10 protein-coding genes are annotated in these 14,632 nt (G+C 62.4%); 4 read left to right on the forward strand and 6 right to left on the reverse strand.

Annotated elements, in window-relative coordinates; all coding sequences use genetic code 11:
* Positions 1-227 precede the first annotated feature (227 nt).
* Both mfd and YH63_RS18935 read right to left on the reverse strand, forming a co-directional pair.
* A complete protein-coding gene (gene mfd / locus YH63_RS18930; RefSeq protein WP_046826273.1) occupies positions 228-3,743 on the reverse strand; it encodes a transcription-repair coupling factor in 3,516 nt (1,171 codons plus the stop codon).
* Entirely contained in the window at positions 3,740-4,030 is a 291-nt protein-coding gene (locus tag YH63_RS18935; protein WP_046826272.1) for a succinate dehydrogenase assembly factor 2, read from the reverse strand. Before YH63_RS18935 ends, mfd begins: the two co-directional genes overlap by 4 nt.
* Positions 4,031-4,300: 270 nt before the next feature.
* Here YH63_RS18935 and recG point away from each other — a divergent pair, with 270 nt between their 5' ends.
* Positions 4,301-6,409, forward strand: a complete 2,109-nt coding sequence (gene recG, locus YH63_RS18940; RefSeq protein WP_046826271.1) for an ATP-dependent DNA helicase RecG — start codon at positions 4,301-4,303, stop codon at positions 6,407-6,409.
* Between the two features lie 151 nt (positions 6,410-6,560).
* A complete protein-coding gene (locus YH63_RS18945; protein ID WP_046826270.1) occupies positions 6,561-6,848 on the forward strand; it encodes a GIY-YIG nuclease family protein in 288 nt (95 codons plus the stop codon).
* 141 nt (positions 6,849-6,989) lie between these two features.
* Here the strand turns inward: YH63_RS18945 and YH63_RS18950 are convergent, their stop codons facing one another.
* From YH63_RS18950 to glmU, 3 genes are all read right to left on the reverse strand, one after another.
* The gene (locus YH63_RS18950; RefSeq protein ID WP_046826269.1) at positions 6,990-7,766 is read right to left on the reverse strand and encodes a DUF502 domain-containing protein; all 777 of its coding nucleotides are present in this window, start codon (positions 7,764-7,766) and stop codon (positions 6,990-6,992) included.
* A gap of 122 nt (positions 7,767-7,888) precedes the next feature.
* Positions 7,889-9,715, reverse strand: coding sequence for a glutamine--fructose-6-phosphate transaminase (isomerizing) (gene glmS, locus YH63_RS18955; protein ID WP_046826268.1), 1,827 nt, complete (start codon positions 9,713-9,715; stop codon positions 7,889-7,891).
* A 132-nt stretch (positions 9,716-9,847) separates the two neighbouring features.
* A complete protein-coding gene (gene glmU / locus YH63_RS18960; protein ID WP_046829392.1) occupies positions 9,848-11,209 on the reverse strand; it encodes a bifunctional UDP-N-acetylglucosamine diphosphorylase/glucosamine-1-phosphate N-acetyltransferase GlmU in 1,362 nt (453 codons plus the stop codon).
* A 325-nt stretch (positions 11,210-11,534) separates the two neighbouring features.
* Here glmU and YH63_RS18965 point away from each other — a divergent pair, with 325 nt between their 5' ends.
* Together YH63_RS18965 and YH63_RS18970 are read left to right on the forward strand one after the other, a co-directional pair.
* Complete coding sequence (locus YH63_RS18965; RefSeq protein ID WP_046826267.1) at positions 11,535-12,650, forward strand: hypothetical protein; 1,116 nt, start codon at positions 11,535-11,537, stop codon at positions 12,648-12,650.
* A 57-nt stretch (positions 12,651-12,707) separates the two neighbouring features.
* Positions 12,708-13,088 (forward strand): hypothetical protein, encoded by a 381-nt coding sequence (locus YH63_RS18970; RefSeq protein ID WP_046826266.1) that lies wholly within the window; start codon positions 12,708-12,710, stop codon positions 13,086-13,088.
* Here YH63_RS18970 and YH63_RS18975 read toward each other — a convergent pair.
* Entirely contained in the window at positions 13,048-14,538 is a 1,491-nt protein-coding gene (locus tag YH63_RS18975) for a beta-1,6-glucan synthase (RefSeq protein ID WP_046829391.1), read from the reverse strand. The two genes, YH63_RS18970 and YH63_RS18975, sit on opposite strands and share 41 nt — an antisense overlap.
* Between the last annotated feature and the right edge of the window lie 94 nt (positions 14,539-14,632).

Consider the following 14,632-nt stretch of genomic DNA (forward strand, 5'->3'; position numbering starts at 1 on the left):
GGCAGCGTTCCTGCCTTCAATGCCCTAGCTGCTGATCGTCATTGCGAGCGAAGCGAGGCAATCCAGAGCTTCAAACAAGGGTTGGATTGCTTTGTCGCTGCGCTCCTCGCAATGACAGCGCCCCCATATCCGCTCGCCCCCGCGAAAGCGGGGACGACCCAAGGCTGAGTGTTGAGACGATGAGAACTGGATTCCCGCGTTCGCGGGAATGAGCGGCGGAAAATGAATTACGCCGCCTTCTTGCCCTCAGCCAGATTGGCGAGATCGCGCAGGATCGTGGTCGTGCCCTCGACGCGCTCTTCGGGAGTTCTCCATTCCTGGAAAAACACCACCTTCATGTCGGGGCGCACCTTCGCGGCCTGCCCGTGCTGGCGGATAAAGTAAACCAGCTTCTCGGGTTGCGCGAACGAGTTGTCACGGAAGGTAATGACCGCGCCCTTCGGCCCGGCATCGACCTTCTCGATGTTGGCGCGGCGGCAATACGACTTGATCGCCGCGATCTGGAACAGATAGCGCACCTCGTCCGGCAGCGGGCCGAAACGGTCGCGCAACTCCGCGCCGAAGTTCTCGATCTCGTCGTCGGTGTCGAGGTCCGCAAGGCGACGATACAGCGACAGCCGGATCGAGAGATCCTGTACGTAGTCTTCCGGAATGAGCACCGGCATGCCGAGCGTGATCTGCGGCGACCAGCGATCCGCGACTGGCTCGGAGATGCCGGCCTTGAGCGAGAGGATCGCCTCCTCCAGCATGGATTGATAAAGCTCGAAGCCGACTTCCTTGATGTGGCCGGACTGCTCCTCGCCGAGCAGATTGCCCGCGCCGCGAATATCCAGATCGTGCGACGCCAATTGGAATCCTGCGCCGAGGTTTTCCAGCGACTGCAGCACCTTCAGGCGGCGCTCGGCCTGCGCCGTGATCTTCTGCTGCGCCGGCAGCGTGAACAGCGCATAGGCGCGCAGCTTCGAGCGGCCGACGCGGCCACGCAATTGATAAAGCTGCGCGAGACCGAACATATCGGCGCGATGCACGATCAGCGTGTTCGCGGACGGAATATCCAGTCCAGACTCGACAATCGTGGTCGACAGCAGGACGTCATACTTACCGTCGTAGAACGCGGACATGATGTCCTCGATCACGGTCGGCGGCATCTGGCCGTGCGCGACCGCGACCTTCATCTCGGGCACGTGCTTGTCGAGGAAATCCTTGGCCTCGGCGAGATACTCGATACGCGGACACACATAGAACGCCTGACCGCCGCGATAGCGCTCGCGCAGCAGCGCTTCGCGGATCATCAGCGGATCGTGCGGCGCGATGAAGGTGCGCACCGCGAGGCGATCGACCGGCGGCGATGCGATGATCGACAGTTCGCGCACACCCGTCAGCGCCAGTTGCAGCGTGCGCGGGATCGGTGTCGCGCTTAGTGTCAGCACGTGAACTTCCGCGCGCAACTGCTTCAGCCGCTCCTTGTGCGAGACGCCGAAGTGCTGCTCCTCGTCCACGATCAACAGACCGAGGTCCTTGAACTTGATCGCCTTGCCCAGCAGCGCGTGGGTGCCGACGATGATGTCGATCTTGCCGTCCGTGAGATCCTTCTTGACCTGCGTCATCTGCTTGGGCGCGACGAGGCGCGAGGCCTGCGCCACGTTCACGGGGAAACCCTTGAACCGCTCGGTGAAGGTCTTGGTGTGCTGCCGCGCCAGCAGCGTGGTCGGCACCACGACCGCGACCTGCTTGCCGTCCAAAGCAACCGCAAAAGCCGCGCGCAACGCCACTTCCGTCTTGCCGAAGCCGACGTCACCGCAGACCAGACGGTCCATCGGACGCCCGGCGTCGAGGTCATGCAGCGCGGCAGTGATCGCGCCGAGCTGGTCTTCGGTCTCCTCATACGGAAAGCGCGCGCAGAATTCGTCGTAGGTGCCCTGATGCACCGGAAACTTCGGCGCGACGTGCACATGCCGTTCGGCGGCGATCTTGATCAGGTCGCCCGCGATCTCGCGGATACGGTTCTTGAGCTTGGCCTTGCGCGCCTGCCATCCGCCGCCGCCCAGTCGGTCCAGTTCGACATTGCTCTGGTCGGAACCGTAGCGCGACAGCAGTTCGATGTTTTCGACCGGGAGAAACAGTTTCGTTTCGTTGGCATAGTGCAGTTCGAGACAGTCGTGCGGCGCGCCGCCGACCTGCAGCGTCTGCAAGCCCACGAAGCGCCCAATTCCGTGTTCGACGTGCACCACCAGATCGCCGGTGGCGAGGCTGGTGACTTCGGAAATGAAGTTCTCGAGCTTGCGGGTGGCCTTGCGCGGACGCACGAGGCGGTCGCCGAGAATGTCCTGCTCGGTGATCAGCGCGATGGTCTCGGTCTCGAAACCGGATTCGAGGCCGACCACGGCCAGCATGGTCTCGTTGCGCGGCGTCGCCTGCACCGCGCGCCACGAATTCACGCTGGTGGTGTTGAGCAGCTTGTGGTCCTTGAGCATGCTCGCCATGCGGTCGCGCGAACCTTCGGACCACAGCGCGACGACGACTTTCTTGCGCGCGGCCTGCAGACCGTTGATATGCGCGACCACACCTTCGAACACGTTGACCTTGGTGTCTCCGCGCTCTGGTGCAAAGTCGCGGCCTTGCCGCGCGTCGATGTCGATGACACCCTCGCCCTCGGGCAAGGCAAACGGTGTCAGCCGCGCCAGCGAACTGTCGGAAAGCTGCGATGCCCATTCGGTGTCGGTGAGGTACAGCCGGTCCGGCGGCAGCGGCTTGTAAATAGCGCCGCCGCCCGGCGTGTCCATCACCTCGCGCCGCGCTTCATAGTAGTCGTTGATCTGCGTGAAGCGTTCGCGCGCGGCATCCTCCGCCAGCGGCTCCATCACAATGGGCGCAGCACCGAGATAATCGAACAGCGTGTCCATCCGCTCCTGAAACAGCGGCAGCCAGTGCTCCATGCCGGGATGGCGGCGGCCTTCGCTGACCGCCTCGTACAGCATGTCATCGCGGTCCGGCGCGCCGAACGTCGCGACATAGCCCATGCGGAAACGCTTGATGGTTTCCGTCACCAGCTGGAATTCCGATACCGGCACGAGATCGAGCCCGCGCATGTCGTGCAGCGTGCGCTGGGATTCCGCGTCAAACGTGCGGATCGATTCCAGCGTGTCGCCGAAGAAATCGAATCTCACCGGCTGATCGAGCCCGGCCGGATAAAGATCGAGAATGCCACCGCGCACCGCGTATTCGCCCGGTTCGCGCACGGTCGAGGTGCGGTTGTAGCCGTTGTGCTCGAGCCACGCCGCGATGTTGTCCATCGCCACGCGATGTCCGGGCGCGACCGACAGCGCCTGCGCCGCCACTACATCGCGCGCAGGCACGCGCTGAACGATGGCGTTGACCGTGGTCAGAACGATCAGCGGCTTCTCGCTGCCCTGAAGACGCGAGAGCTTTGCCAATGTGGTCAGGCGCTGCGCCAGAATGCCGCCATGGGGCGACACGCGGTCATAAGGCTGACAGTCCCACGCTGGGAACTGCATCACCGGCAAGTCCGGTGCGAAGAATTCCAGCGCACGCGCCAGCTGCGCCATGCGCGGCCCATCGCGGCAGACGACGGCGAGACTGATGGCGGGCGGGTTCGGCTTGGCCGCGACCGCGCGCGCCATGTCCGACACCACCAGCGCCTCCGCGCCGTCGGCGACGTTCGACAGCGTCAGCGCGTGGCCGAGGCGAAGCGATTGGGCCGGAGATCGGACAGGCGACTTCATGAACGCTGGCTCGCATCGAGATGCTGCTTGATGCGGATGAAGACGCCGTCCCGGTATGGAGACACGAGCGGCTGGGCGCCACTGAACGCCGCATAAAGATCAGGGTCCGGCAATTCCATCAGGCTTTCGAGGTCGGTCATCTCCGCGTCGGACAGCGCCGCGATATTCGCGTCGGCAAAGCCCCCGAGGATCAGATCCATCTCGCGCGTGCCGCGGTGCCAGCAGCGGAACAGCAGGCGCTTGCGTCTGTCGTCAAGACCATCGCTCGATCGTGTCGTACCTGTCATCCGTCACCTTCTCCAACGCAAAAAGCCCGGACGGTGCCGGGGAGGCTGATATAGCTATCGAAAGCGGCGCTGTCAGTATTTTCCTGCGCGTGCGTGCTGCGCTTGGGCGTCATGGCGGGGTGGCGGCCCCCGCGGCCGTCATTGCGAGGAGCGCAAGCGACGAAGCAATCCAGTTCTTCATGTATGATACAAAGGAATCTGGATTGCTTCGCTACGCTCGCAATGACGTTGGGCGGCGATTCGGCCCGAAATTCCGCTTTAGGTTTCTCGATGCGCCCTTCCCTGCTCAATCCGCTGTTCGCGCCCGTCACGAGCCTGTCCGGCGTCGGGCCGAAGCAGGACAAGCTGTTTCGCTATCTGCTCGACCGCAGCGAGACGCCGCGGCTGGTGGATCTGCTGCTGCATCTGCCGACCAATGTGATCGATCGCCGCGCGCGGCCGACCATCCGTGAAGCCATTCCCGGAACCGTGGTGACGCTGGAAGTGACCATCGACCGTCACCGGCCTGCATCTCCCGGCCGCTCACGCGCACCCCACCTCGTTTACGCCAGCGACGAAACCGGCGACGTGCTGCTGACCTATTTCCGCGCCAAACCCGAATACATCGAGAAGCTGCTGCCAAAGGGCGAGAAGCGTTTCGTTTCCGGCACCGCGCAGATGTTCGACGGCACGTTGCAGATCGTGCATCCCGACCGCGTGGTGGACGAGGAAGGCCTCGCCAAGCTGCCGCAGATCGACACGGTCTATCCGCTGACCGAAGGCCTCGCCATCGGCTCGATCCGCCGCGCGATGGCGCAGGCGCTGCAGAAGCTGCCGCCGTTGCCCGAGTGGATCAGCCCCGAAGTGCTGCGGCGCTGCAAGTTTCCACCCATCGCAGAGGCCCTTCATCGGGTTCACGAGCCGGTCGAACTGACCGACATCCTGCCGCAGAATCCGTTCTGGTCGCGGCTTGCGTTCGACGAACTGCTGGCCGGGCAACTGGCGCTGGCGCTGGTGCGCGCGCAGCTTCGCCGTCCCGCCGGTGTGCGCAATGCCGGCGACGGGCACCTGCGTCACAAGATCATCGACGCGCTGCCCTATGCGCTCACTAATTCGCAGCAGGAGGCGGCGAAAGCCATCGCCAGCGATCTCAATCAGCCGATCCGTATGTTGCGGCTGCTGCAAGGCGACGTCGGTTCGGGCAAGACCGTGGTGGCGCTGCTCGCTGCAGCCGCCGTGGCGGAAACCGGCAAGCAGGCGGCGCTGATGGCGCCGACGGAAATTCTCGCGCGCCAGCACATCAAGACCATCGCGCCGCTGGCCGAGCGCGCCGGACTACGCGTCGCCATTCTCACCGGGCGCGAGAAAGGAAAAGAGCGCCGCGAGATCATCACACGGCTTGCGGATGGCGAGATCGACCTTCTGGTCGGCACCCATGCGCTGATCCAGGACGATGTGGTCTTCAAATCGCTGGCGCTCGCCGTGGTCGATGAACAACATCGTTTCGGCGTGCGCGAGCGCCTCGCGCTGACCGAGAAAGGCGACGCCGTCGATGTGCTGGTGCTGAGCGCCACGCCGATTCCGCGCACGCTGGTGCTGACGTATTTCGGCGACATGGACATCTCGGAGTTGCGTGAAAAACCTGCGGGCCGTCAGCCGATCGACACCCGCGCGGTGGCTGACAGCCGCACCGGCGAGATCATCGACGCCGTCGGACGCGCCATCAAGGACGGAAAGCTGGTCTACTGGATCTGTCCGCTGGTGGAAGAATCCGAAGCGGAAGGCATCGAACACCTGACCAACGCAACGAAACGCTTCGAGATTTTGCAGAAACGTTTCGGCGAGCGCGTTGGCCTCGTTCACGGCCAGATGAAAGGCACGGAAAAGGATCGCGTCATGGCGCAGTTCGCCGCCGGCGAGATTCAGGTGCTGGTGGCGACCACTGTTGTCGAGGTCGGCGTCGATGTCCCCGCCGCCTCCATCATGGTGATCGAGAACGCCGAACGTTTTGGCCTGGCACAGTTGCATCAGTTACGCGGGCGCATCGGTCGGGGTTCCGAGGCCTCGACATGCCTGCTGCTCTATCATGAGCCGCTCACTGAAATGTCGGCCGCACGTCTGAAAGTGATCCGCGAAACCACCGACGGCTTCCGGATCGCGGAGGAAGACCTCCGCCTGCGCGGCGAAGGCGAAGTGCTCGGCACCCGGCAAAGTGGCCTGCCCGGCTACCGCATCGCGCGGCCCGAGGTCCATGCGCAGCTTATCGCGCAGGCGCGCGACGAAGCGCTGCGTATCATGCAGAGCGATCCGAAGCTCAAGGGCGAGCGCGGCGAAGCGCTGCGCTGCCTGCTCTATCTGTATGAGCGCGACGAGGCGCTGCCGCTGATCGGTGCAGGGTGAATTTGAGCTTATGCACGGATCGCTCAACAACCGTCATTGCGAGGAGCATTGCGACGAAGCAATCCAGTTTTACTGTTCTTAAGACTGGATTGCTCGCTTCGCTCGGAATGACGCGGTTGACAGTTCGTGCAGCAATGACAGTCTCAGATACGTGAAACAGCCCTGCGCTTACATCGTCGCCAGTGAACGTAATGGGACACTCTACACGGGTGTGACTGCCGACTTGCCCCGACGCGCCTTTGAACATCGCGAAGGTGCGGTGAAAGGTTTCTCGACCAAATATGGCTGCAAGATTCTGGTCTGGTATGAAATTCATGAGACAATGCTTGAAGCAATAGCCCGCGAGAAACAAATCAAGGCTGGAAGCCGAGCGAAGAAGCTTCTCCTGATAGAAAGTACCAATCCGAACTGGATCGATCTCTACGAGTCGCTGATGTGAGTTGCGGTGCTATCGCCGTCATTGCGAGCGATGCGATGCAATGCAGAATAGCCAGCACAAGCAAGAACTGGATTGCCTCGTCGCAAGCGCTCCTCGCAATGACGGAGTGAGCGACAGCGGCTTACCCCGTTCGATTGCGCCCTAGTCCACCTTCGCCGCGTCCGGTGTCTGCGACGCCGTCGCGACGCGCGCAGCGTTAGCCATCTCGGCCAGCGCGTTGACCTTCTTCTGTGCGTCGCTGCCCGGCTGCACCACGCCCGCCGACATGATCAATGTCGCGGCGGCGTCAGTGCTCATGTCGACCTCGATCAGTTTTGATTTCGGCACATAGAAGAAGAAGCCGGTGGTCGGGTTCGGCGCGCATGGCAGAAACACCGAGATGAACTCTTCGTTCTGCGGAAGCTTCGTACCAATCTCAACACTCGGCGGCTGGGAGATCAGCACGATCGACCACATTCCCGGTGACGGAAACTCGACGAGACCGACCTTGCGAAAGCTCGAGCCGTTGCCGGAGAACAGCGTCTCGAACACCTGCTTGAGGCCGCGATAGATCGCGCGCACCACCGGCATGCGGCCGAGCAGGCTCTCGCCGAATTCGACCAGCGTTCGCCCGATCAGATTGGCGGCGAGGAATCCGAGAAAGGTCAGCGCAAGGAAAGCGACGATCAGGCCATAGCCCGGCAAGCCAAACGGCAGATAGGTTTCCGGACGGTAGACGACCGGCACGAACGGCCGCACGATCCCGTCGACCCAGGTCACGAACCACCAGATGAGATAGATCGTAATCGCTATGGGGCCGGCAATAATCAGGCCGGTGAGGAAATAGCGGCGCAGCCGCGCCATCGCACCGCGTGGTGCCTCCGGCGGCGGCACGGGCGGGACACCTCCCGGGATCATATTGGGCGTGGTCTCATTCATCGCAGAACCGAACCATCCTCATGCAAAATGTCAGAACAACATCGCAAATTATTACGACACCACTGTATCAGACTTTTCAGGGCGCGGACCGCCCGCGCTGCGACCGTTTGTCTGCCTGCGGCTTATTCAACGGTCACAGATTTGGCGAGGTTCCGGGGCTGGTCGACGTCGGTACCCATCACCACCGCCGTGTGATAGGCGAGCAACTGCACCGGGATCGCATAGACCAGCGGCGTCACTGTCGCCGGCATATCGGGCAGGATGATCGTCACCAGCGAGTCGACGGTGGCTTCCCTGGCGCCCTGCGCGTCGGTCATCAGAATGATCCTGCCGCCGCGCGCCGCGACCTCCTGCATGTTCGACACCGTCTTTTCGAACACACGATCGTAAGGCGCGATCACGACCACAGGCATCTTCTCGTCGATCAGTGCGATCGGGCCATGCTTGAGTTCGCCGGCCGCGTAGCCTTCGGCGTGGATGTAGGAGATTTCCTTGAGCTTCAGCGCGCCTTCCAGCGCCAGCGGATAGTTGGTGCCGCGGCCGAGATAAAGCACATCCTGGCTCTTGGCGATGTCGCGCGCGAGCTTCTCGATCTGCGGTTCGAGCGCCAACGCTTCGGTCATCAGGCGCGGCACTTCGATGAGGCCATGCACGAGTTTCGTCTCGTCGGTCTCGGAGAGTTCGCCGCGCGCCCTGCCCGCTGCGATGGCGATCGCTGCCAATGCTGCAAGCTGGCATGTGAAGGCCTTGGTCGAGGCGACGCCGATTTCAGGCCCGGCCAGCGTCGGCAGCGCGGTCTCGCTTTCACGCGCGATGGTCGAGGTCGGCACGTTGACCACGGAGATGGTGTGCAGCCCCTGCGACTTGGCGTAGCGCAGCGCCGCCAGCGTATCGGCGGTTTCACCGGACTGCGAAATGAAGATCGCAAGGTCACCCTTGCGCAGCGGTGCTTCGCGATACCGAAACTCGGAGGCGACATCGAGTTCAACCGGCAGCCGCGCCAATCGCTCGAACCAGTATTTTGCGACGAAGCCCGCATAGCTCGCGGTACCGCAGGCCGTGATCGACAGGCGCTGAATGTCCTTGAAGTCGAACGGCAGCTTGACCGGCATCGCTACCTTCTCGGTGGCCATGTCGACGTAATGCGCCAGCGTGTGACCAACGACTTCGGGCTGCTCGTGGATTTCCTTCGCCATGAAGTGGCGGTAGTTCGCCTTATCGACCAGCGACGTCGCGGTGTTGTGCTTGACGATCTCGCGTTCGACCACGGCGTTCTTGTCGTCGTACACCGTCGCATCGGCGCGGGAGAGAACAACCCAGTCCCCGTCATCGAGATAGCTGATGGTGTCGGTGAAAGGTCCAAGCGCGATGGCGTCGGAGCCGAGATACATCTCGCCGTCGCCATAGCCGACCGCGAGCGGCGAGCCCTTGCGGGCGCCGATCATCAGATTTTCCTCGCCCTTGAAGATGAAGGCGAGCGCGAACGCGCCGTGCAGTTGCGGCAGCGTCGCCTTCACCGCATCGGCGGGCGATAAGCCCTTGGCGAGATACGAGTTGACGAGATGCGCGACGACCTCGGTGTCGGTCTCGCTGGAAAACGTCGCGCCCTGCGCTTCGAGCTGCGTGCGCAGGTCGCGGAAATTTTCGATGATGCCGTTGTGGACGACGGCGACATTGTCGGTCGCATGCGGATGCGCGTTGTTTTCCGTCGGCTTGCCGTGGGTGGCCCAGCGCGTGTGACCAATGCCGATGTGCCCGCCGAGCGGCGAGGACTTCAGCACGGCTTCGAGATTTTTCAGCTTGCCCTTGGCGCGACGGCGATCGAGCAGCACGCCTTCGAGCGTGGCAACGCCTGCCGAGTCGTATCCGCGGTATTCAAGACGCTTGAGCGAGTCGACCAGTTGTTCGGCGACCGGACCCCGTCCGAGAATTCCTACAATTCCGCACATGCGGTTCGATGTCTCCAGCCCGCCCCAATGCGGCCTTTTCTACTGAGGAATAACACAATCCCGCCTCAACAATTGTTGCGGATTGAGACAGGGTAAATCATTAACGAAATCAGGATCGTAAGCGCGGATGCCTTACTTTTGACTTTTGGGCTTCCGATTGAGCATTTTCATCTCGCGGAAGCGTTTTACCCAACCCTCACGGACGGTCTGCTGGCTGCGTTCAACCGCCAGCGAATCGTCCGGCACGTCACGGGTGATGACCGAGCCCGATCCGATAAAGGCGCCCGCGCCGATCTTGACCGGCGCTACCAACGACGAATTCGAGCCCACGAAAGCCCCCGCACCGATCTCGGTCCGATGCTTGTCGAAGCCATCGTAGTTGCAGGTGATGGTGCCCGCGCCGATGTTGGCGTTCTCGCCGATATGCGTATCGCCGATATAGGTCAGGTGATTGACCTTCACACCGGCTTCCAGATCGGCAGCCTTGGTCTCAACGAAATTGCCGATGCGGACACCCTCGCCCAGCACGGTGCCCGGCCGCAGCCGCGCGTAGGGACCGATGGACGCATTCTTGCCGATGCGCGCGCCGACGATGTTCGAGAACGAATGGATCACCGCGCCGTCGTCAATCGCAACGCCCGGGCCAATGACGACGAACGGCTCGATGGTGACGTCCTTGCCGAACGTGGTGTCCGCAGCGAGGAAAACCGTTTCCGGCGCGATCAACGTGACGCCCGCGTCAAGCGCCGCTTGCCGCAGCTTGCGCTGCATCACCTGTTCGGCTTCAGCGAGCTGGGACTTGGTGTTGATTCCGCGCACTTCGTCCTCACTGGTTTCGATCACAACCGCCCGCAAGCCAAGCTCGCGCACGATCGCCACCGCATCAGTTAGATAGTACTCGCCCTTGCTGTTGCCATTGCCAATACCATCAAGGATTTTCAGCGCGGTCTTCCCCGCGAACGCCATGACGCCAGCATTGCAAAGCGTGACGGCACGCTCGGCTTCGCTGGCATCGGCATGTTCGCGGATCGCGGCAAGCTGTCCGTTGTCTTCCAGCAACCGCCCGTAACCTGTCGGATCGGCGGCACGAAATCCAAGCACCGCCAGCGCCGCACCATCCTTCAGCGCAGCGCGCATTCGTTCGAACGTGGTGGCATCAATCAGCGGCGTATCGCCGAACGCGATGAGAATATCGTCCGCGCCGGCTGCAATCGCTTCGCGCGCGGCCAGCACCGCATGGGCTGTTCCGAGCCGCTCACGCTGAACGAATGTCTTGGCCTCGGGGCGCGAACGCTTGATCTCGTCGATCACCGCCTGATGATCGGGGCCGACCACCACAGCAAGCGCGTCACTCTTTCCGCCGGGCGCAGCCGCCAGCACATGGGAAATCAATGGCCGGCCCGCAACGGGATGCAGCACCTTGGGCAGGCTCGAACGCATGCGGGTGCCCTCGCCGGCGGCAAGCACGATCGTGAGGGTTGTTCTGCCCGACATACGTTTTCCCTGTGCCACACGCAGAAGCGCGCTGGTGTCCTGAATCCTTTCGTTCGCTTCATTTCGCGGCACCTTCTATAGCGAACGAAAGGATTCGAAAGGACACCAGAAATTTACGACTGCTCGTGGTCCTTTGGTTCTGACATTCGCAAAGAGTGCTGCCGAGACGGGATGCGAATGTCAGAACCGGACCACGAGCGCCGTCTTACCCGAGAGTGCCGAGGGACAAAAGCGTTTTGGACGCTCTCCTCCGCGCGCGGACCCCGGCTTCCTGTTAATCTTTACACAATGATTCGCCGCGGCACGGGAGGGCCACGCCTGCGCTATGACCAAGGACAGCCACCAATTCCGCGATGATCTGACGGACGGCGATGGCGCCGGCTGGATCAATCGCTTTCTCGCGGAAGAGGACGAATTCGACGGGCGGTCGATGTGGCGGCTGGCGTCATGGGGCGTCGGCTCGGTCGGAGCGCTGATCATTGCGATTCTGGCGACGCGATCTCCGGCGGCAATAAATCGCGATCAACTGGCATCCGCGGAAATCGCGCGGCAATCGCAACAGGTCCAGTGGATCGCCAAGGAAAGCCAGAACAAGGCACGGGAACTTACCGCAGCGGTAGAAACACTCAACGGTGACCGCGATCGCCTGTACACGCGCGTAACCATACTTGAACAGGGACTGGACTCGGTAACGGGTGCGCTGGCGCGCCCAGCGGCAGCTACGCTGCCGGCTATTCCGCAGGCGACGCCTGCAGCAACAGCGCCCGCACTGGCCACACCGGCAGTATCCGCCGAAGCCGACCTGATTGGGCCGGTCAAACCCGTCGAGGCGAAAGCCGAGCCGGCAGCAGCACCTCCCAAGATCGCGCCGGTCGCGACCGCGGCTCCGGCAGCGTCTCCTGGTCCTGCCAAACCAGCCGAGCAGAAAGCCGAAGCTCCACCCGCCGATCCTGCGCCGACGGTCACGGCTGCTATCCCGCCATCCGAACCGGTCACTAGTGAAGCGCCATCGGCGAGTATCGTTCGCAAGACAGAATTCGGCGTGGATCTCGGCGGCGCCAAGTCGATCGAGGGCCTCCGCGCCGTCTGGCGCGGCGCGCTCAAAGTCTATTCGCAACAGCTTGCATCATTGCAGCCCATTATCGTGGTGAAGGAACGTCACGACGGACTGGGGATGCAGTTGCGGCTGGTTGCCGGGCCGCTGTCGGACGCGGCAGAAGCCGCCAAGCTGTGCGCGGGATTCCTGACCGAGAGCAATCGCCCTTGCGAGACGTCCGTGTATGAAGGCCAGCGCCTCAGCATGATCAGCGAAAAACAGCCTGAGACAAAGAAGCCGGAAGCCCCGGCTCATCGCGCAAAGCGGCGGAGCAAACAGCGCAGCGAGCCGGTCCAGGAACAGCCGAAAACGTCGTCGTTCAGTTCGTTTTTCGGCAACAGATAACGTCCAAACGTTGCTGCCCGGGTTGTATCCTCATTCGATCCGAACCATATTCGGCGCATGAAAAAAGAGCCGTTCAGACTGACCCCCTATCAGGTGCAGTGGATTCTGGTCGTGGGATTTCTCACCATCGGATACGCCCTCTATCTGCGTTATCTGGCCATCGAGTTCGCACAGGTCCGCCTCGAATGCGACGCCGGCTTGCAAACCATGCTGTGCAAGACACGGCTGACGATGACCTACCTGTTCAAAAACTACGTGTTTGGAATAACAGCCCTGGTTGTCGCGCTGCTGCACGTGATCCGGCCATCGATCGTCACCCTGACCATCGGGCTGATCGCCGCGTGTTTTGGAGTCGTGCTCTACAATATCGGCCTGTCGGGCGTAGCGATCGGGCTGCTTATTCTGGGGTTCGCGCGCCCCGCGCCCGCGACAGCGTAAGCGCCAGCAGCAGATACAATCCACACGTCCAGAGCGACTGCCAGTTGGCCGGTCCCTCATTGAAGCCGATATAGATCGCCGAGAGCACAAGCGCGCCGGCGAAGATCGACTCCGCGATCGGGCGCTTGCCCGACGCGGGCCGGTTCAGCGCCGTCAGGAGCAGGAACGGCACGACGGCCATGGTCAACGCGGCGAACTGGAAATCGCGGTAGCGCGGATCGAACACGAAGCCGAGCGCGGTCTGCGTCGCGATCACTGTCGTGACGAGCAGCACGAGTCCGAGAATGGTCTGCATGCGTGAGGTGGTGCGATAATCGCGCGGGCCGAGCAACTCAAGAAAGGTCGGAAGGCTGCGGCCATACATCACGGTGTTGGCCACAACCAATGGCGACAGCACGGCGGCGCCGAACAGCAGGATGCCGACGGTCCAGCCGCCCACCCCGAGGCTTTCGACAATCAACTTATCGAACGCCACGCCGAGAAGCGCGCCGCCAGCGGTGGCGGAGATTCCAACCGTCATCCATGAACTCAGATGCGGCGACCACGGCCTGCGGCGCAGCGTCAGGAGCGCAACGCCAAAGACCAGCACCGAGAAGATCATGCCGGCTGCGGCATAGACCTTCGCGCGCGGGAAGTTGGTGATCGGCTCACCCGCCGGATATTTCAGGTCGCGCGTGCCGCCGGCATCGAACAGGCCCCAATGGCCGCCGACAGTCCCTTCCCACATGCGTTTCCAGGGCTGATCGTATGCTTCGATCAGATTGACCCGGAACTTCTCCTGACGGGCCAGTTGGAGGATCTCGGACACCACCCGCGCCTGGTTGGCCCGCGACGGCAACGCGCCTTCGCGCATGCGGCCTGCACTCGGCCAGCCTGTTTCGCCGATCAGGATTTCCTTGTTGGGAAATGCGACCGCCATTCGTTTGCGAATCGAATCAACATGACTTGCAGCATGCCGCGCGCGGATCGGGTGATCCTCCCAATACGGCAGGATGTGAATCGTGACGAAGTCGACCGCGTCATAGACGTCACGGTTCTTCAGCCAGAATTCCCAGACATCGGCATATGTTACCGGAACGCCGGCTTTCGATTTCACGTAGCGGATATTTGCCACCAGGTCGGCCGCGGTCATCTCACCCCGCAACAGCACCTCGTTACCGACGATGACCGCACTGACCACACCGGGGTACTTCTTGGCGAGCGCGATGCCGGTTTCCATCTGCGTCCGGTTGTCGACGCGGTTGGTTCCGATCCAGACACCGAGCATCACCTTGAGGCCGGCTTTTTCAGCAAGCTCCGGAATCCGTTCGAGACCGTTGCCGACCGAATAGGTGCGGACGCAGCCAGTCACTTTCGCGAGCTGTGCAAGGTCTTCCGCAATCTGCTCCGGCGCGATGACCAGTCCCGGTTCGAGCGGGTTTTGTCCTCCCCGGAACGGCGCGTAAGACACGCATTCCAGCTTCGCTGCGGGGTCGATTGGCGCGCGCGCCAGCATGATCGGCGTGGCCAACCACCACCAAACTGCGGCAATAGCGCTCAGGGAT

It is taken from the genome of Afipia massiliensis, assembly GCF_001006325.2.
In the GTDB taxonomy this organism is placed as follows: domain Bacteria; phylum Pseudomonadota; class Alphaproteobacteria; order Rhizobiales; family Xanthobacteraceae; genus Afipia; species Afipia massiliensis_A.

Excerpts from the sequence above, each read along its gene's own strand:
- recG (WP_046826271.1), top strand. The coding sequence starts at position 4,301 with ATGCGCCCTTCCCTGCTCAATCCGCTGTTCGCGCCCGTCACGAGCCTG.
- glmS (WP_046826268.1), bottom strand. The coding sequence starts at position 9,715 with ATGTGCGGAATTGTAGGAATTCTCGGACGGGGTCCGGTCGCCGAACAA.
- YH63_RS18965 (WP_046826267.1), top strand. The coding sequence starts at position 11,535 with ATGACCAAGGACAGCCACCAATTCCGCGATGATCTGACGGACGGCGAT.
- YH63_RS18950 (WP_046826269.1), bottom strand. The coding sequence starts at position 7,766 with ATGAATGAGACCACGCCCAATATGATCCCGGGAGGTGTCCCGCCCGTG.
- glmU (WP_046829392.1), bottom strand. The coding sequence starts at position 11,209 with ATGTCGGGCAGAACAACCCTCACGATCGTGCTTGCCGCCGGCGAGGGC.
- YH63_RS18935 (WP_046826272.1), bottom strand. The coding sequence starts at position 4,030 with ATGACAGGTACGACACGATCGAGCGATGGTCTTGACGACAGACGCAAG.
- YH63_RS18970 (WP_046826266.1), top strand. The coding sequence starts at position 12,708 with ATGAAAAAAGAGCCGTTCAGACTGACCCCCTATCAGGTGCAGTGGATT.
- mfd (WP_046826273.1), bottom strand. The coding sequence starts at position 3,743 with ATGAAGTCGCCTGTCCGATCTCCGGCCCAATCGCTTCGCCTCGGCCAC.